Below are 18,957 nucleotides of genomic sequence, written 5' to 3'. Positions count from 1 at the left end.
CCGAAAGACCTCCGGCGGTGGTGGCTCATCCCACCGCCGGAGGCGCTTCGGCTACGTCAGTTGTTCCCGAGCTGCTTGAGGATCGGCAGGTCGAACTTATTGACCAGCCACTTGTCGCCGTCCTTCTCCAGACCGGCAACCACGACCAGTTCGACCCGGCTCGGCGGCTTGCCCGCCGCGGCGATATTGACGTTGGTGGTGGTCTGGCCGATCACCACGAGCACGGTGGCCTTGTCCTTGTCACCGGACTGGAAGCCGCACTGCATGTCGTAAGTGGACGACTTGGCCTTGGCATCGACGACAACACCCTTGAGGTCCTGGCCGAGCTTGCCGAAGGTGTCCTTCCACTCGCCGGTCGAGGCGGCGTCTACCTTCTTCAGATAATCGTCGATGGTGTCCGGATCGTAGGTGGAGATGACCCGACCGTATTCGCAGGCGGCCGCGGTAGCGTCGGCCTGTGCATCGAGCTTGTCGCCGCGGTCGCTGGCCTGGCGATAGAACACGACGACCGCGGTCACCGCCGCAACCAGCAGGATGCCTGCCACGAACGCCGCGACAATCGGGACGACACCGAAGCCGCTCTTGGCGGCGGCGGCCGGCTTATCCCGCTCCGGCTTATCCTGCTTCGGGGTCTCGACGGCCTGCTTCTCGTCAGCTTGCTTCTCGTCGGCGACAGCGTCTTCGTCCGCGGCAACAGCCGCGGTATCCGACTTCCCGAGCCCGACCGTTTTGTCGTCGGCTACCGGGCTGTTCTCGGCGGCGGTGTCAGCGGCAGTGGTGTCCTCGACCCCGGTGTCCTTCTTCGATTCGGGGTTGTCGGTTCCAGCATCATCGTTGGACATCGATACAATCCTGCACTTTCCCAGCACGCTCAGACGCGCCGATTTGCCTGTCAGCCCGCATGCGGCGAACCGTTCGCACTCTGCGGGCGAGTATCCCCGGCCGGCGAACTCACCGCACCGGCGGGAGGGTCACTTCATTCGGATCCACACCCGGAGGTATCTGGGCGCCATTGTCGGGAACGTTCGGTCGCGGCGCATTCGCCGAACCACGAATCTGCAGCCCCGGCGGTGGGTTCTCGCAGTAGTTCCACTTGGGCAGCGAACCATCCTGGATGACCTCGTTGCGCAGCGGCGTGTGCTTGTACTGGCAGATCGGCCGGACCCAGATGTCGGCGATGGTGAAGAACTCGCCGTCGTGGGCGGGCACACCCGCCGCCGACAGTCCGACCTTCAACGAGGGGAACAGTGCCTGTAGCGCCGGGATGCGCAACTGCGCGGCCTTGGTCATCGCGGCGAAGTTGGCGGCCAGACTCGTGATCGGATCCGCGGTCTTGTCCAGCACGGCGCCGAGGGAGGACAGCTGGCCGGGCGCCTGTTCGAGGATCGTCTGCAATTCGGCGTTGGCATTGTTGAACTGATTGAACAGCGCGCCCGAATTGTGGGTCAGCGTTGCCAGATCGGGTTGCGCGTTCGAGGTGGTGTCAGCGATGGTGCGCAGATTGGTGATCAGATTCTGGGTCTGCGGCAACAGCGAATCGAAACCGGCCATCGCAAGGCTGATCCCATTCACCATGCCGCGCAACTGATCCGGGCCACCGCTGAGGGCGGTGTCGAGCTCGGTGAGGATGGCCCCGAACTTCGTCGGGTCGATCTGCGCGATCAGCGCGCTCGAGTTATCGAGCACCGACCAGATCGGGGTCGGTGTCTTGATCTTCTCCGGATCGAACTTGATGACCGAGCCGTCGCGGAGGTAGGGCCCCTGCTCACTGCCGGGCCGGAAGTCGACGTATTGCTCGCCCGCACCCGACAGCGCCTGCACCGCGATCGCGGTATCGACCGGAATCTTGTATTTCGAGTCGATCTGGGCCTTGGCGGCGATGGACTGGCCGCGGTCGGTGAGCTCGATCGAGCTCACCTTGCCGATCCGGTAGCCGCGCAGCGTCACATCGTTGCCCGGCTGTAGACCACCGGACCGGTCCAGATTCACCGTGACGGTGTAGTTGGACTTCAGCGGGTTCACCCGCATGACGCTCACCAGCAGATACGTGGCGCCGATAAGGAACACCAGCACCAGGCCGATGCTCGACAACAGCAGCTTGCGCCCGAACAGGTTCTTCAGCCAGGTCACTTGTATGCCCCTGTCACTCGGGCTTGGATCAACTGCAGGACGGTGATGAGGCTGCCCGCGAGATCCCCCACGTCACGAAGATCATGGATCTTGCCGTGCGCCGGGTCGCTCAGCACGCTGAGGTCGAGGTTCGTCGCGGTCGCGTAAACGGCGAGGCTGTTGCCACGGAACGACGCGTCGACACCGGGCTTCATCTCGTGCAACGCGTCGAGCGCCGGTCCGAAGTTCTGCTCGGTCCTGGCCAGTGCGTCCATCAACTGGTGCACGTTGTCGAGCAAACTGCCGAGTTGACCGCTCGAGCTATTGGCGTAATCGCCGAGCGCCGCACTGGTTGTCGAAAGCTTGGTCAGCAAGTCGCCGATGGCGCGGTTGTTCTCCGCGACGGCGCCGATCATCTGCGGCAGCGTGTCGGCGACCTGACCGAGTTCCGAGCGCTTGGTCTCGATGGTCGTCGCAAGCGCGCTGAATTGGTTCAGCACGTTGTCGACCCTGGTGGTGTTGTCGTTCAAACTGCCCACGACGCCGGTCATCTCGGTGATCAGGTGTGCCACTTGATCACCGCGACCACCGACGATGGAATCCAACTCCGAGGTCAGCTTGCTCAGCGCCGCGACGCCGCCGCCGTTGAACAGCATGGAGACCGAGATGAGCAGTTCTTCGACCGTCGCGCCCGCCGAAGTCTTGTCGAGGCCCAGGGTGTCGCCCTGTTTCAGGATCTGGGTGCCCGTATCCGTCTTGGGCTTGGACACCGAAACGAAGACATCACCGAGCGGCGTGGCCTGACGCAGCTCAGCGGTGCTGCCGATCGGCAATTCGATGTCCTTGCTGATGGTCAGATCGACGATGGCCTCGAAGTTCTTGGTCCTGATGTTGGAGACCACTCCGACATCGGAACCACCGATCTTCACCTTGGCCTGGTCGGGCAGGTTCAGCGCATTCTCGAAAATCGCTTGCACGGTGTAGGTTTCGCCGCTCGCGCCCGGCTTCGGCAGCGGCAGCTTCTCCACGGTGAATCCGCAACCGGAGGTCACGGCGACACCGGTCGCCACCGCCAGCGCGATCAGCGAGCGGCTTGCGTTCTTCGTCAGCCGGTTGGTCATTTGGTCATCCCCAGCAGCGCCGCCGTAATTCCCAGGTCGGGTCCGAGGTCCTCGAGCTTCCCGGTCCGGCACCCGTCCGACCTCATCTGAATCCGTTCACAGAACGCACTCAAAAGCTCGCCGTTGAGGAAGGTCTGAATGTTTCCGTGCAGTCGGATGAATCCCATTTCCCTGTTCACCGACCGATCGAGGTTCTGCATGAGCAGCGGGGCGAGATCGACGACCTCGGTGACACCGCGCGCATGGGCGCGCAACTGGTCGGTCACGTTGGTCAATCCGACGAGCGAGCTCGACAACTGGTCCTGATACTGCGCGAACACCGAGCTCGTGTTGCCGAGGAAGTCGTTGAGCTGCTGCAGCGTCGCATCGAGGCCGGGGGCTTGATCCGCGAGCAGCCCCGTCATCTGGGTCATCCGGTTACTGAAATCGCGGACGGACTGGTCATTTTCGGCAAGCATCGTGGTCAGCTCGTTCAGCTTGACGATGATGTTGGAGACCGCGTCCTTGTTGTCGACACCGACCTTCAGTGCGCCGGAGAGCGCATTGAGGGTGTCGCGCATCTTTTCGCCCTGGCCGTTCACCATCGGGTAGAGCACCCGGCCCGAGAGCGGGCCGATGCCCTCGCTGCCGGGTTCCGGCTTCAGCGCGGCGGCGAACTGATCGATGGTCTTGATCATCGTATCCAGCTCGACCGGCGTTCTCGTGCGCCCCTTCGGCAGGTGCGCGCCGTCGGACATGGCGGCGCCCTGGGTGTACACCGGAGTCAGCTCGATGTGCCGATCAGTCACGATGGACGGCGAAATAATCGCGGCCATCGCGTCTTTCGGAATCTTCACATCGGAGTCGATCGAAAGGTGGACCTCGACGAAGGTGCCCTTCGGAATGATCTTGTCGACCTTGCCGACTTCCAACCCGAGCACCGTCACCGGATTGCCCTCGTACATGCCCGCGATGTTCTCGAAGTCCGCGGTGATGTGCATCTGGTTACCCAATGCGTTGTTCACCGAACTCGGCAGGATCGAGCAGCTGCCGACCGCGAGTGCCGCGGCGCTGATCGCGACTGTCTTGGCGATGGTCCTCAGGTTCATCCCTGGCATCCCTCGATCAGGTGGGCGAAGCACAGCCAGTTGTCGGGGAAGACCCATGGCAGACCGACCTCACCGTACGGACCGTTACCGAACGCATTGTTGAACTGGCGCAACGACACCGGCATGATCTGCAGCAGCCGGTCGAGGTTGTCCTTGTTCTTCTGCAGGCCCTCGGCCATGGTGTTGAGCTGCACGATGGTCGGACCGAGCTGGTTGTCATTGGAGGCGCCGATCTCCTGCAGCTGCCTGCTGAGCGTCGACACATTATCGAGCAGCTGACGCAGCAGACCTTGGCGCTCCATCACCCGATTGGCGATGGCCTCGCCCTGGGTGATCACCAGCAGCACGCTGTTGCGGTTGTCGCCCAGAATCTGGGTCACCCGGTCGAGATCCTTGAGCAGACCGTCTACCTCGCTCTTACGCGAGTCGATCACCTTGGCCAGCGCGCCGACGCTGTCGAGCGCCTGCGCCATGAGCTGCGGCGAATCACCCATCTGCTTGTTGATCATGTCGAGCGAGGTGGCCAGCTTCTTGGTGTCGAGCGCCTCGAACTTCGGGGTGCCGATCTCGACCACGTCGGCCAGGTTGTAGGGAACCACGGTGTTGGACAACGGAATCCGATTGTCCTTCAGACCCGAGCCATCACCCGGATCCAAATCCACGTACCTGGCGCCGAGCAGCGTGGCCATCTTGATCGAGGCCTTGGCGTCGGGACCGAGATCGACATCGTTATCGACGCTCAGTGACAGCAGGATGTGCCCGCCTTCGAGCTTCGCACCCGACACCCGGCCCATCGGGACCCCGGCGACGTTGACCTTGTCGCCGACCTTCACCCCCGCGGTCTGGGCGAACTCGGCTTTCACCGTCTTCTCGCCGACACCGATCATCTTGTAGGCGCTCGAGCCGATGAGCAGCCCGATAATGAGCACCGCGCCGATCACGCCGAGCCAGAAGTTCCTGTTGGTGCCGAACCTGGTTCTGATCTTCGTCATCATGGGCGGCACACCGCCGACTGTCCGTTGCCGCCGATCTGTGGGAGCAGACCGCGCGGAAGCAGGATGCCGTACAGCGAGACATCGAGACGGCACATGTAGGCGTTCGCGTAAGCGCCGTCCTGAGTGGCCTTGCCGAGGTTCGAGAGCATCCCGGGCAGGTCGATAGCCGCCTGGTCGAGCTTGGCGCCGTTGGCGATCAACAGCGTCAGCGCGGCGCTCGTCGAGTCCTGCGCCGCCTTCATCTTCGGCTGCACCAATCCCATCATGTCGACAAGGGAACTTGTCGCATCCGCGATCTGCACGGTGGATTGCTGCAGGGACTGTCCCTGGTCGTACAGACCGCCGATCAGTGACCGGGTCTGGGTTACCAAGGTCTCCAATTCATCACCTCGCTTGGCCAACCCCGCCATCACGCCGCTGAGGTTGGTGATCACATCGCTGAGAATCGCGTCCCTGCGCTGGAAATCCGTTGCCAGGGTCGCGGCCTGAGTGATGAACGCGCTCAACGAAACACCGTCACCCTGTAATGCCTGGATGAAGGTCTCCGACAGTCTGTTCACCTGGTCGGGCTGCAACACCTGAAACAGCGGCTGGAATCCGTTGAGCAGCGCTGACACGTCGAAGGACGGTTCGGTGCGTTCCAGCGGAATACTTGCGTTGTTCTTCAGTGCGGCGGGGCTCGCCGCCTTGCCCTGGGCCAGCGCGATATAGCGCTGGCCGATCAGGTTCTGGTAGCGCACAAGGGCTTTGGTGTCGTCGTACAGCGTCTGGTTGCGCTGCACGATGAAGGTCACCTTGGCGTCGTTCTTGCCATCGAGCTCGATCTTCTCGATCTTGCCGACCCGCACGCCCGCCATCCGGACGTCGTCGCCCTCGCGCAGACCGAGTACATCGGAGAATGTGGCCGAGTAGCTGTTGGTGTCGCCTTCGACTACGCGCGCGAGGGTGTTCCAGATGACGACGGTCACCAGGATCGAGACCAGCGCGAACAGACTGAAGCCGAGTAGCGGTTTGCCAATTTTCACTTGCCCTCACCGCTTTCGCTGACCCGCAGGGTGCCCCCACGCAGCGCCGAACTCAGCAACAGGTATTCGGCGGTCGTCGGGCGACGGCCGAGCAGCGCGGTGATCGCGGAATCTCCTTCGTACGCAATGGGCCCGGCCGTCGGGGTGCTTGCCGGTGTCGCGGGCAGCCCCGGCACCGGCTCGGGCACCGACTGGGCCGCGGGCGCGGGAGCGGGCGAGCTGCCGGGCGCGGGCGGGAACAGCTGTGGGAACAAACCTTCCAGCGGTGTGCCGGCGAACGGACTCGAAGACCTCGGCCCGTCCTGCCCTGCGGTGTCCGCGGGCCCACCCGGAGTCGTCACACCCGGGATCTCCGGAAGACCGGCCGGCAGCGGCAATCTCGGCAGACCTGCTGCCGAATCAAGGGCCCGCGGTCGCATCGACTCCGGCAGGTAGCCGGGGTCGGCGATCGTCGGTGCGGTGACACAGCTCGGACCCGGCATAGCGCCGTAGCGGGGGCAGTCTTCCAAGGCGTACGGCTTGTATGGGGTGAGGGTGACACCCGCGTTCCACACCATCTGCTTCTGCGGACCCCAGTGGAAGGTCTGGGCGAGGTTACGCAGCGATTTGTTCATGCTCTCGATCGCCTCGGGGATCGAGTCCGCGTCGGCGGCGAGCGCACCGAACATATCGCTGGTGCCCTCGGTCACCCGCTTGCCGACATCCCCGTTTCGGGCGAACAGCGCGTTCACGGTGTCGACCGTGCCCGCGCCGTTGGAGATCAGCGCGATCAGCTCAGTGCGGCGATCGGCGATCGTCTGCGCGGTCTTCACCGAGCTGCCGAGCACGTCGAGCAGTTCCGGAGCCGACTGGTTGAGCGCATGGAACGAGCTGGAGAAATCATTCAGCAGCACACCGAGATCCGGGATCGACTGGTCGACCGAGGTGAGCCAGTGGTCCAGCCGTTCGACGGTGGAACCAGGCATCCTGCCGCTGCCGTCGAGGGCCTGCGACAGCGTGCCGAGCACGCGACCGAACTGCACCGGGTCGATCTTGTCGAGGATGGTGCGGACGGTGGTCAAGGTGTCCTGCAGCGCGAGGGTGCCCTTGCTGCGGTCCTCTTCGATCTGTGAACCCTCGTGCAGATACTGGTCGGCGGGTCCGTTGAAGACGAGTTCCACGGAAGTGACGGCGAACAGGTTGCTCGGCACCACCCGGGCGGTCACGTTGGACGGGATGCCGTCGGCGAACTCCGGCTTCAGCTCGATCTTGACTTTCTGCTCTTCGCCCTTCGCGGCAACATTCACCGTTTCGACCGCCCCGACCAGCACACCGCGGAACTTCACGTCGGCCTGGCTCGGCAGACCGTCGCCGGTGGTGGTCAGATTGGCGACCACGTTCACCTTCGGCACGAAATAGCCGCGGTAGCGGGCCATCAGGAAGCCAAGGATCAGCGCGAAGACAACCAGCCCGCAGATGCCCGCGATGAGCAACTGCCGCATGGTGGGCCCGCGCCCACTCGGATCGATGATCATTCTTGCCCTACCCAGAAATCCGGATGCCGGGGTTGACTCCCCAGATCGCCAATGTCATGAACAAGTCGGCGAACACCACCAGGATGATGGACATCTTGATCGCCCGCCCGGCCGCCACGCCGACGCCCTCGGGGCCACCCGAGGCGAAGAAGCCGTAGTAGCACTGGATGAACGTGGTGATCGCGACGAACAGCATGGCCTTGGCCAGTGAGTAGAGCACGTCCGTCGGAATGAGGAATTGATAGAAGTAGTGCGAGTAGGTACCGCTGGAGGTACCGCCGATCAGCTGCACGGTCAGCGAGCAGGAGATGTAGGCCATGGCAAGGCCGAGGCAGTAGAGCGGGACAATGGCGACCATCGCCGCGAACATCCTGGTGCTCACCAGGTAGGGCAACGGCTTGATAGCGATCGAGTCGAGCGCGTCGATCTCCTCGGAGATGCGCATCGCGCCCAGCTGCGCGGTGAACCGACAGCCTGCCTGTGCGGCAAATGCCAAGGCCGCCAACAGCGGTCCCAGCTCTCTCGTGGTGGCGAAGGCCGAGATGGCGCCGGTGATCGGGCTCAGGCCGAGAAGGTTGAGCGAGGTGTAGCCCTGGATGCCGACCGTCATGCCGCCGAAGGCGCTGAGAATCAAGACGACGCCGATGGTGCCGCCGCCGACTACCAGACTGCCGTTACCCCAGGTGACGTCCGAGAGCAGCCGCCACACTTCCTTCGGATACTGCTTGAGCGCCGTCGGTATCGAGCCGATCGACCGCAGGAAGAAGAACACCTGGTGGCCGAGGCGCGCGACTAGATCTACCGGACTCTGCGCGAACCTCTTCAGTTGCTGAAGTGGCCGCAGCAGCGGCGGCACATATGTTGATGACACCGGCTCAGACCACCTGTGGGGGGAGAAGTACGTTGTAAATCTGGGTGATGAGGAGGTTCACTCCGAACAGCATGATCGCGGAGCTGACCACAGCGGAGTTCACCGAGTTCGCCACTCCACCCGGCCCGCCTCGGGTATTCAGCCCGGTGTCGCAGGCGATGATCGCCGCGAGTAATCCGAAGATCAGCGACTTCACCAGTGCGACAAGAAGATCGACGGTCACCGCGAACGAGGAGAAAGTGCCGATATAAGAGCCCGGCGTACCGCCCTGCGCGAAGATATTGAATATGTAGCCGGTCAAGAATCCGACGAAGACGACGAAGCCGCAGAGCAGCACACTGACCAGCATGGCGGCGCCGAGTCGAGGGGCGACCAGGCGCCGCAACGGATCCACGCCCATGACGCGCATCGCGTCGATCTCTTCGCGGATGGTGCGCGAACCGAGGTCGGCGCAGATCGCCGATCCGACGGCGCCCGCGATCATCAGCGAGGTGACCAGCGGAGCGCCCTGCTGGATGATGCCGAGACCGTTGGCCGCGCCAATGAAGGAGGTCGCGCCGACCTGGCCTGCGACCGCGCCGACCTGGATGGAAACGATGACCCCGATCGGGATGGCTACCAACAGCGTCGGCGCCGCGGCGACGCTCGACATGAACGCGCACTGCTTGATGAACTCTTTATAAGGAAAGCGGCGGCGAAATATTGCGATGAACAGCTCGGCAACGGCGGCGAATCCCATGGTGATCTGCCGGCCGAACGTCTCGAGTGACCGCTTCGGGTGGTCTTCCCAGTAGCCTTTTGCCCAATCAACCGTGTCACTCATCCGTGACTCCGAAGGTGGACTCTTGGTCAACTGCACTGGCCTAACCCCTCTCGACGCCGGAAATCAAACCCGACGACTTGCTTTGCTTGACGCACCTTACTACGGAGTAGTGCAGAACACACCATCGTCATGTGATTGCAGTCATAGACAGTCATCACTGTTCACGAAAAGCTATGAGACGCGGCACGGACGTTGGTACACGTCCCAAAGTTAACCGTCCATCGTCTAGAACAAGTTACAGTTCGCCTGCGCCGATCAGTGCCCTTTTCGGTATCTCGGCGCAATTACGCGGATAATATTCATTGAAAATCGCATTCGTTTCAGAGCACTGAACGCGACGCCATGAACTTGTGACCGAAACACAAACTCACCACGCCGACGATGTCATCTATAGAAGCTTGCTATTACGATAGAAAGAGACGATCTAGCTAAAATGTCGAAAAATGAGGGGCTCCAGGCGCTACTCCCACCGACGGCCAGTACAAGACGCGCCCGGAGCCGAATACTGACACGATGGGTACGACAGATTGATATCGTGCGGACTTCCGACGTCTGGAGGGACATGTTCAGCAAACTCGCCAAGGTGGCCAACGCCGCCTTCGCCGTAGCCCTGGGTGCGGTACTGCTCGGGACGGGCGCAGGGGCAGCGGACGCAGCGCCCGGTCCGCCGGTCGTGGGCGGTGGCTCGGGGATCATCATCGACAATCAGTTCGAATGCACGGTCACCACAGTGGGGTACGACGGCGCCGGCCGACTGGTCGGATTGACTGCCGGACACTGCGGCGACCCCGGTGCTCAGGTGTTCGCCGAGTCCGATCGCGGCGCAGGCCAAATCGGCAAGTTCGTCTACTCCAATCACGATCTGGACTACGCGATCATTCAGTTCACGCCGGGCGCGATCATCCCGGTGAACCGGATCGGCAACGTGACCATCACCGGAATCGGCGGACCCGCCCAGTTCCCGATGATCGTTTGCAAGGAGGGCCGGACCACCGGCAACACCTGCGGCATCTCGTGGGGCGACGTCTTCGGGTCGAATACCGAGACCTGGTCCCAGATGTGTGTGGTGGAAGGCGATTCCGGTGCTCCGGTCGTCGTCGGCACCACGCTGGTCGGCATGGTGAACGCTTACCTCGCGATCGCATGCTTCGGTCCCGAGGTCGGCACCAACATGAGCGCCATCATGGGTGACATCAACGCACGTGGCGGGGTCGGCGCGGGTTTCAACCCGATCTGATCCGCCGGTTTTCGAAAAGTAGATGAGCGGGCCGCGAGGCCCGCTCATTTTTCGTTGACGGCCCCTTCTGCGCTGGCGGGGGCCAACGTGGGGCCCGAAAGGTCGCACTGCGGCATGCAATCGACGTTGTCGAGCGCAGGCGCGCTGCGCGGCTGCCGCAACAGCAGCGCGGCAAGCAGCGCGCCCGTGGCCAGCAGTCCGACACATATCCACATTGCGACGCCGAACCCACGATCGAATTCGACCGGGTCGCTGAGCGATCCGGAGATACCCGCGAGGCCGGGCAGCGCGGCGACCGCGAGCAGTTGCGCGGTGCGGGCGACGGCATTGTTCACACCGGAGGCGATACCTGCTTCGCTGGTGGGCACCGCGCCGAGCACGGCCCCGGTGAGCGGGGCGACGAGCACCGACAAGCCGAGGCCGAACAGCAGCACACCTGGCAGCACATCGGTCACATAGGTGGTGTCCGGTCCGATGTGCAGCATCAGAACCAGCCCGCCGCCGGCGAGCAGCGGGCCGACTGTCATCGGGATGCGCGGCCCGTGCACCTGAGCCCACCGGCCCGCGGGCGCGGAGAGCACAAGCATGATCAGCGTGACGGGGACGGTTGCGACGCCCGACATCAGCGGCGAGTATCCGGCCACCAACTGCAATTGCATGACCAACAGGAAGAACACACCGCCGAGGGCGGCATAGACCGCGAAGGTGACCAGGTTCGCGGCCGTGAATACCCGCGATTCGAACAGCGACGGTGGCACCAGCGGGTGATCGCTGCGCATCTCGATCGACACGAACACCGCGAGCAGCAGTAGACCTGCCACGACGAGCAGCGGCGTCGCATCGATCAAGCCGAAGGTCAACGTGCCCAAGGCGAGCGCAACTACCACCGCGCCAGGAATATCCAGTTGCGCGGCGGCATTCGGATCGTGACTCTCCGGCACGTGCCGCAGGGTGACGAGCACGACGACAAGCGTCAGCGGCACATTGATGAAGAAGATGGATTGCCAGCCTGCGACATCGATGAGCCAGCCGCCGAGGAACGGGCCGAGCGCACCGGCGACACCACCGAAACCCGACCACAGACCGATCGCCGCACCCTGATCACGCCTGTCGATGGACGAGGAGATCAGCGCGAGGCTGCCCGGTGTGAGCATCGCGCCTGCCACACCCTGCAGAATGCGGGCGAAGATCAGCATTTCGATGTTCACCGCGGCGCCGCACAGCACCGAGGCGATGGCGAAACCGATGGTGCCCCAGACGAAGACCTTACGGCGGCCGAGGCGATCGCCGAGCGATCCACCGAGCAGGATGAACGACGCCAGCGTGAGCGTGTAACCGTTCAGTGTCCATTGCAGACCGGCGACATCGGTGTTCAGCGATTCACCGATACGCGGCAGCGCGATATTCACGACGGTCGCATCGAGCGAGGCCACCGACGAACCGAGGATGGTGGCCAGCAAGATCCATCGGCCCTTGGCCGAACGCAAGCGGGGAAGCTCCGGGATGCTCACCCACATAACCTAGCCGCCGAAAGACGCGAACCGGGCTATCCGGGGCTGGGGATACCCCTGGCCTCAGAGCTCCTGAACGCAGACCACGAAATGCCTGGACGGGTAGGTGAACCCGGTGCCGCTGGTGCAGGCGCCCGCATCGTCGGCGCCCTGCTGAATATTGGTCACCTTCACGCGCTGGGTGCCTCGCTCGGTGCAGTCGATGCGCTTGGGATCCTCACCGCCGACATCCATGCAGCCACCGACGACCCAATCGATATCGAGGCACAACGCGCCCTGCTCGACTCCGTTCAGGGTTTCCGCGTAGTAGTTGTCGCGGTCGCTGACGCACGAGGTGTTGGTCGGCGCCTTGCCGATCACCTTGTAGTTCGACGACCTACTGCCGCAGGATGCCTTCGCGATGGTGGCGTCGGCCACCGTGCCGCCCAGGGTCACACAGTCACCGACGTTGGCCTCGAAGTCGGTGCTGCCGCCTCCAGCCGAGGTCGGCGCAGGCTTGCTCGACGTCGGCTTGCCGGTGGTCGGCCTGGACGACGTCTTCGGTGTGCTCGTCGTCGATATGGCATCGACAGTTCCGTTGTTCATCGCGGGTTGTGCGGTACCGCTGATAGTGGAAGCACATCCCGCCACAAAGATCGCGGCAACAGCGGCAACCGCAGCGATGGCGGCCACCGCAAGGCGGCCCGTGTGAAGTTGACCAGACACGTAACAGTCCTCCCGAGCTGTAACGCTCCGAACTCACACCCCCGTCAGAATCCGAAGTTGACAATGCAGAGCTTGAAATACCACGCCATGCATACACCATGTACGGCGCGCGCGTCGAGTCGAAGACAACTCTCGGTGCCGCGACGATGTTGCGCACGACCAGCGTAATCACATTCCCAGCAACCGATCTGAGTATGGTGGGAATTCCGATGTGAAAGGAGTTGTCCGTGAAGCTGATCAGCGCAATTGTCTGCACGACCGCCGCGATGGGCACCTCCTTACTGCTTCCGACAGTGGCTTCAGCAACCGACGTGCATTGCTCGTCGGACCAAGGAATCGACGTCACCGTTATCGATGGGCGCACCGCCTGCCGGGCCACGAGCGACACCTCCGGCCGGGCTCGCGCCGCGGGTTACGACGGTGTCGGTTACGCGAAGGCGAGCTCGGGTGCGAACGCGTTCGGCATCGGCGCCGCCGGTGGCGTCGGCGCGAGCGAAGGGGTCGGCGGGATTCCTATCGCGATCGGCATCGGACTGGACGCGATGGCCCTCACTTCGATTTCCGATCCTGGGGGCCGGGGCCACGGTGGGTTGCCCCTCGCTGTGTCGATTGCCATAGATGGTTCGCGGGCAGGGGTCGAATCCGCGAACAATGCCGTGGTGTGCCTGGGGTCCTCGGCGTTCGCCTGGAGTTCGGCAACGGGCGCCACCTGCCTTGCTACGCCTTTCGGTCGCTGGCAAACCGTGCCTGCCGCGATAGGCTGACAATCACCGGCCGCCGAGTTCGTGCCCGCGTCGGCCCCCCGAGGTCAGGAGGTGCGCGGCGTGGTTTCTGGCCCCCAACCATCAGGCAAGCGACTGGCCGCACCACAGGAAATGCTCGTCGACCCGAGATTCATCCGGTTGGCCGACCATTTCTTCGGCATGTTCGCCCAACCGTCACGCGGCGGCGGCGCGCTGGCGATCTACCTCGACGGCCGACCTGTCGTCGATATCTGGGCCGGGTGGGCTGCCAAGGATCGCCGATGGAACGGCGGCAGCGTGGCGCTCACCTTCTCCACCGGCAAGGGTGTGGCCTCCACCGTGCTCCACCGGCTCGCCGAGCGCGGTCTGATCGAGTACGACGCACCGGTAGCCGAGTACTGGCCGGAGTTCGCCGCACACGGCAAAGGCGACATCACCGTGCGCGATGTGCTGTCGCACCGGGCGGGGCTGCACCGGGTGCGCGGCCTGGTGCCGGGCCGCGAGGGCATCCTCGACTATGACGCGGTGGTGCGCGCACTCGCCGAGAGCCCTGCGGACCCGCGGCGCATCCGCTCGTCGGGCTATCACGCGATCACCTTCGGGTGGCTGGTTGCCGAGATCGTGCAGCGGGTGACCGGTGATCCATTCACCGACGTGCTGCGCAGGGAGATCGCGGTGCCGCTCGGCACCGACGAATTCTGGTTCCGGGTACCGGAATCCGAGCGCTACCGGATCGCCAAGATCTTCCCGCACCTGAGCCCGCCGGGAATCCGCTGGAACACCGCCTCATCGGTGCTGTCCTGGGTGCGGCCGATCCGAGGGCTCGCCGAGGCCGGCATGCCGGAGAGCTTCGACGAGTTGGTCCGCGATCCACGGGTGCACGATGCGGTGATGCCGGGATGGAACGGGGTGTTCTCGGCACGCGCACTGGCCAGGATGTACGGCGCGCTCGCCAACGGCGGGCAAGTCGAGGTGGATCGCGGCGAACAGGGCATCGAAACCGTCCAGTTGCTGAAGCCGGAGACGATCGAGACCATCAACGAGGTACAGCCTGCCGAGAGCCGCGACTACGTGCTCGGGATCCCGCTGCGCTTCACCCTCGGCTATCACCGTCCGGTGCTGATGTCCAAGCAGCAGCCACGAAAGGCCTTCGGCCACTACGGCATCGGCGGGTCGGGTGCGTATGCCGATCCCTCGCTCGGCATGTCGATCGCGTTCGTCACCAACCGGCTCGGTAACATGGTGACCGCGCTCGGTGACGCGCGGCTCGCCCGACTCGCAGCCATCGCAAGCACTACGGTGCGCAGACACCAACCGGCGGCCGTGGCCGCCGAATCGATCGAACAGCAGCCGGGGTGACGCGGTGAGTCGAACCTCGTGACCGACAAGTTCGTACCTATAGATATGGACGCCGGTACGCCGAGGCGCGACGAGCAAGTGCTGGACCCCGCGCCATCGCCGCGGGTGCCCAGGTTGGTTGTCGCGCACGCGCTTGCGGCAGGGATCGATTTCGAGCGGTACTTCCGGTGGCGCCGTGCGCACGAGGGCGATCGGTTCTTCGTGCGCTTCCCCGGCTTCGGTTCGGTGCTGTTCGCCGGATCGCCAGCGGGCGCCCGCGAGATGTTCCGAGCACCGGCAGAGCTGCTCGAACCGCCACGACCGAATCCGATCGAACCGCTGGTCGGCACCGCCTCGCTCATTCTCGCCGCCGGCGAACGGCACCGCAACGACAGGGCACTGCTCGCACCCGCTTTCCATGGACCACGCATCCGTGCATACGGCGAACTCATCCGCGATTCGACGCTGAACGAAATATCCGGCGGCGCAGCAGGATCCACCCCTTGGCGGCCGGGCACCCGTATCGATTCACGAGCGGCGGCGAGGGCGATCACCCTGCGAGTAATCCTGGAGGCTGTCTTCGGGGTGGACAGCCGCGAGCGGCGGGCCGTCTACACCGCCGCGGTCACCGAGTTCCTCAACGCATTCTCCGGGCCGCTGATGCTGCTGCCGGTCTTGCGCCACGGACTGTTCGGGCAGGCGCCGTGGGACCGGTTCCTCGCGGCACGCACCCGGCTCGACGCGCTGATCCTCGCCGATGTCGCCCGACGGCGGAACAGCGCTACCAACCACGCATCGGCCGACATCCTCGGGATGCTGCTGACAACCAGCTACGACGACGGCACCACGATCTCCGATGTCGATCTTTGCGAACAGCTGCGCACCCTGCTGGTCGCGGGGCACGAGACCACCGCGACCACGATGGTGTGGGCGCTGTTTCACCTGCATCGGGAACCCGAGACGTTGGGCCGACTGCGCGCGGAGATACAAGCCGCAGGTGGTGATGCCACGCCGCTGGAGCTGGCCCGCCTGCCCTACCTCGACGCGGTGTGTCAGGAAACGCTGCGCCTGCATCCGACGGTGCCCATTGTGCTTCGCCGCGTCACCGCGCCGTTCACGCTGCTGGGGGTCCCGCTCGCGGCGGGGGACACGATGGGCGTCGCGGTGCCGCTACTGCATTCCGATCCGGGAGTGTGGGCCGAGCCCGAGCGGTTCCGGCCGGAGCGGTTCCTCGAGCGCCGCTACGGGCCGTTCGAGTTCGCGCCGTTCGGCGGCGGTCACCGGCGCTGCGTCGGAGCGTCGCTCGCCGACTACGAACTGCGGATAGTTCTTGCCACGATCCTCGGCCGGGTCCGGCTGCGGCTGGCGCCGCGGTTCGCGCGTGGGCGTACGCCATTATCGGTGCCGCACAACATCGCGACCGGTCCGCGACGGTCGATCCCATTCGACGTTATGGGTGATTTACGTCACGAACCCGTTTGATGTCAGCGGCAACCTCCCCGGCGATCTGCTACGCGCGCGCACCCGGACTCGCCGATGTGACCGGGAACTTTCTCGAAAGTCGGTGACCACACTGGGCATATGTGGCGCACATCACATCACATGGTCACGGTGAATCAATTTGAAACGCGACTGGCTTCGAACCGCGCCCGACGGTAGGAATGGACCTCAGGGGCGGGTGCGTCAAAATCCCCGCGGAGCAATGTTATGGGCTCCGCGCTTCACCGCGGGACCGCCTCTTTGGTTCCGCGACACATTCGTGGGGTGCCTCCAGAGGCTCCGCGCCTATGAAAGATCTCCTTCCGCTACGCGGATCGAGATATGGAATGGACGAGAAACCTATGCATGTCGCTTTGAACACCAGGTCGTTGCCATCTTCGGACCGGAGGGCGCAGCTAGCCCGGCGGATCAGGCAGGGCGTCCTGTTGTCCGCGGCGATCGCGACGGCCGGTGCCGTACTGGTCGCGCCCGCCGAAGCCGCTCCACTGCTGCCCGGCGGAAGCGGCTCTTCATCCGCCGCGGCCACCGATCCGACGACGAAGCCGAACTTCGCGCCGCCGTCGATCAACATCGCCGACGGCGAGACCGTCGGTATCGCGCAGCCGATCATCATCAACTTCCAGGACCCGGTCACCGATCACGCCACCGCCGAGAAGGCCATCCAGGTCACCTCGTCGAACGCGGCGCCCGGTCACTTCACCTGGTTCAACGACAAGCAGGTGCGCTTCCGGCCGAACGACTTCTGGCCGGCCAACACCGACGTGACCGTGCAGGCCGGGGAAACCCGCAGCGCCTTCCGGATCGGCGACGCGCTGATCAGCACCGCCGACGACACCACGCACACCATCACGATCACGCTCAACGGTGAGGTCGTGCAGGAAATGCCGACCTCGATGGGCAAGACCAAGCACGAGACCCCGAACGGCATCTACTACGTCGGCGAGCAGCTGCGCAAGATGACGATGGATTCGTCCACCTACGGCGTCCCGACCACCGACCCCGAGGGCTACAAGCTCGAGGTCGAGTACGCGACACGGATCTCCAACAGCGGCATCTTCGTGCACGCCGCGCCGTGGTCGGTCGGCCAGCAGGGTGTTTCGAACGCCAGCCACGGCTGCCTGAACGTGAGCACCGAGAACGCCAAGTGGTTCATGGAGAACACCAAGAAGGGCGACCCGGTGATCGTCCAGAACACCAACGGCGGCACCCTCAACTCCCGGGACGGCTTTGGCGACTGGAACGCCTGAGCTAGCCCTCACCTTCGCCCGCCCCCAAACGAGCCGAAAGCCGAACACTACGATCAATTCGGGCAAAAGTCCGACGTAGTGTTCGGCTTTTGCTTCACTTGGTCGGTGTTCGGAAAGTTCAGCGGGGCGGCGGTTGATGTTAACCGGTCGTTTGCTCGTATCCGTAGAGTGCGCGCTGTGCGATCCAGTCCCGAGCGAGTACTTCCGCAGCCCCGAGGTCGCGGTCTAAGAGGTCGGCCGTGGCAGGACTACGCGCTGTTCGCGGTGCTGCTGGTACCGAATCTCGCGCTGCTGACGCTGTTCGTCTATCGCCCACTGCTGGACAACATCCGGCTGTCTTTCACCGACTGGAACATCTCCGACCCCTTCGTCACCTATATCGGGTTGGACAACTACCGCGAGTGGTGGGGCCGGTCGGATTCCTGGCAGATCGTCACCAACACAGTGGTTTTCACCCTCGCCGCCGTCGTCGGCAGCATGGTCCTCGGCCTCGCGCTCGCACTGCTGCTCGACCGTAAGCTCTTCGGCCGCAATATCGTCCGCTCGGCGATCTTCGCACCGTTCGTGATCTCCGGCGCCGCCATCGGTGTGGCGTTCCAGTTCATCTTCGACCCCAGCTTCGGCCTGGTCCAGGATGTGCTGCACCGCATCGGCGTCGACAAGGTTCCCGATTTCTACCAGGACCCACACTGGGCGATGTTCATGGTGACGGTGACCTACATCTGGAAGAACCTCGGCTACACCTTCGTCATCTATCTTGCCGCGTTGCAAGGCACTCGGGCCGATCTGATGGAGGCTGCCGAGATGGACGGCGCGAGCCGGTGGACCACCTTCACCAAAGTTCTACTGCCGCAGCTGCGCCCGACCACGTTCTTCCTGTCCATCACAGTGCTGCTGAACTCGTTGCAGGTCTTCGACATCATCAACGTGATGACACGAGGGGGACCACTCGGCACCGGGACCACGACGATGGTCTACCAGGTCTACGAGGAATCCTTCCGCAACTTCCGTGCCGGATACGGCGCGACGGTTGCCACCATCATGTTCCTGGTGTTGCTGACCATCACGCTGATCCAGGTGCGGATCATGGATCGGGGCGAGTGAGTGAAATACGTTGGCCCGACCACGTC

17 protein-coding genes are annotated in these 18,957 nt (G+C 64.0%); 6 read left to right on the top strand and 11 right to left on the bottom strand.

Features of this window, described 5'->3' with window-relative positions:
- Positions 1-56 precede the first annotated feature (56 nt).
- From ACLMAJ_RS26500 to ACLMAJ_RS26460, 9 genes are all read right to left on the bottom strand, one after another.
- Positions 57-842: a hypothetical protein gene (locus tag ACLMAJ_RS26500; RefSeq protein ID WP_412016540.1), complete on the bottom strand. Its 786-nt coding sequence runs from the start codon at positions 840-842 to the stop codon at positions 57-59.
- 109 nt (positions 843-951) lie between these two features.
- A complete protein-coding gene (locus ACLMAJ_RS26495; RefSeq protein ID WP_412016676.1) occupies positions 952-2,121 on the bottom strand; it encodes an MlaD family protein in 1,170 nt (389 codons plus the stop codon).
- Positions 2,122-2,126: 5 nt separating this feature from the next.
- Complete coding sequence (locus ACLMAJ_RS26490; RefSeq protein ID WP_412016539.1) at positions 2,127-3,230, bottom strand: MlaD family protein; 1,104 nt, start codon at positions 3,228-3,230, stop codon at positions 2,127-2,129.
- Entirely contained in the window at positions 3,227-4,318 is a 1,092-nt protein-coding gene (locus tag ACLMAJ_RS26485; protein ID WP_412016538.1) for an MCE family protein, read from the bottom strand. The genes ACLMAJ_RS26490 and ACLMAJ_RS26485 overlap by 4 nt, the downstream gene beginning before the upstream one ends.
- Complete coding sequence (locus ACLMAJ_RS26480) at positions 4,315-5,313, bottom strand: MCE family protein (protein WP_412016537.1); 999 nt, start codon at positions 5,311-5,313, stop codon at positions 4,315-4,317. The genes ACLMAJ_RS26485 and ACLMAJ_RS26480 overlap by 4 nt, the downstream gene beginning before the upstream one ends.
- Entirely contained in the window at positions 5,310-6,338 is a 1,029-nt protein-coding gene (locus ACLMAJ_RS26475) for an MCE family protein (protein ID WP_412016536.1), read from the bottom strand. Before ACLMAJ_RS26475 ends, ACLMAJ_RS26480 begins: the two co-directional genes overlap by 4 nt.
- Complete coding sequence (locus ACLMAJ_RS26470) at positions 6,335-7,852, bottom strand: MlaD family protein (RefSeq protein WP_412016535.1); 1,518 nt, start codon at positions 7,850-7,852, stop codon at positions 6,335-6,337. The genes ACLMAJ_RS26475 and ACLMAJ_RS26470 overlap by 4 nt, the downstream gene beginning before the upstream one ends.
- Positions 7,853-7,859: 7 nt before the next feature.
- Positions 7,860-8,723 carry an MlaE family ABC transporter permease gene (locus ACLMAJ_RS26465; RefSeq protein ID WP_412016534.1) on the bottom strand — a complete coding sequence of 288 codons (864 nt, stop codon included), beginning with the start codon at positions 8,721-8,723 and terminating at the stop codon, positions 7,860-7,862.
- Between the two features lie 4 nt (positions 8,724-8,727).
- Positions 8,728-9,546, bottom strand: a complete 819-nt coding sequence (locus tag ACLMAJ_RS26460; RefSeq protein ID WP_412016533.1) for an MlaE family ABC transporter permease — start codon at positions 9,544-9,546, stop codon at positions 8,728-8,730.
- A 562-nt stretch (positions 9,547-10,108) separates the two neighbouring features.
- On the opposite strand from ACLMAJ_RS26460, the gene ACLMAJ_RS26455 reads away from it, so the two are divergent.
- The gene (locus tag ACLMAJ_RS26455) at positions 10,109-10,783 is read left to right on the top strand and encodes a chymotrypsin family serine protease (RefSeq protein ID WP_412016532.1); all 675 of its coding nucleotides are present in this window, start codon (positions 10,109-10,111) and stop codon (positions 10,781-10,783) included.
- Positions 10,784-10,827: 44 nt separating this feature from the next.
- Here ACLMAJ_RS26455 and ACLMAJ_RS26450 read toward each other — a convergent pair whose 3' ends face one another.
- Together ACLMAJ_RS26450 and lppU are read right to left on the bottom strand one after the other, a co-directional pair.
- Positions 10,828-12,294, bottom strand: a complete 1,467-nt coding sequence (locus ACLMAJ_RS26450; RefSeq protein WP_412016531.1) for an MFS transporter — start codon at positions 12,292-12,294, stop codon at positions 10,828-10,830.
- A gap of 63 nt (positions 12,295-12,357) precedes the next feature.
- Positions 12,358-12,999: an LppU family putative lipoprotein gene (gene lppU, locus ACLMAJ_RS38040; RefSeq protein ID WP_423246480.1), complete on the bottom strand. Its 642-nt coding sequence runs from the start codon at positions 12,997-12,999 to the stop codon at positions 12,358-12,360.
- A gap of 227 nt (positions 13,000-13,226) precedes the next feature.
- Between lppU and ACLMAJ_RS26435 the strand changes: the two genes are divergently transcribed.
- The 5 genes from ACLMAJ_RS26435 (at position 13,227) to ACLMAJ_RS26415 (ending at position 18,931) form a co-directional block, all read left to right on the top strand.
- On the top strand, positions 13,227-13,763 hold the full coding sequence (locus ACLMAJ_RS26435) for a DUF6764 family protein (RefSeq protein WP_412016528.1): 537 nt from the start codon (positions 13,227-13,229) through the stop codon (positions 13,761-13,763).
- A 111-nt stretch (positions 13,764-13,874) separates the two neighbouring features.
- Positions 13,875-15,101, top strand: a complete 1,227-nt coding sequence (locus ACLMAJ_RS26430) for a serine hydrolase domain-containing protein (RefSeq protein ID WP_412016675.1) — start codon at positions 13,875-13,877, stop codon at positions 15,099-15,101.
- A gap of 18 nt (positions 15,102-15,119) precedes the next feature.
- Positions 15,120-16,562 (top strand): cytochrome P450, encoded by a 1,443-nt coding sequence (locus ACLMAJ_RS26425; protein WP_412016527.1) that lies wholly within the window; start codon positions 15,120-15,122, stop codon positions 16,560-16,562.
- Positions 16,563-16,921: 359 nt separating this feature from the next.
- Positions 16,922-17,827 (top strand): L,D-transpeptidase, encoded by a 906-nt coding sequence (locus tag ACLMAJ_RS26420; RefSeq protein ID WP_412016526.1) that lies wholly within the window; start codon positions 16,922-16,924, stop codon positions 17,825-17,827.
- A 177-nt stretch (positions 17,828-18,004) separates the two neighbouring features.
- A complete protein-coding gene (locus ACLMAJ_RS26415) occupies positions 18,005-18,931 on the top strand; it encodes a carbohydrate ABC transporter permease (protein ID WP_412016525.1) in 927 nt (308 codons plus the stop codon).
- Positions 18,932-18,957 lie beyond the last annotated feature (26 nt).

Source organism: Nocardia arseniciresistens (assembly GCF_046764875.1).
GTDB lineage: Bacteria > Actinomycetota > Actinomycetes > Mycobacteriales > Mycobacteriaceae > Nocardia > Nocardia arseniciresistens.
The sequence above is the reverse complement of the archived record's forward strand: the minus strand, read 5'-3'. Positions and strand labels throughout refer to the sequence as shown.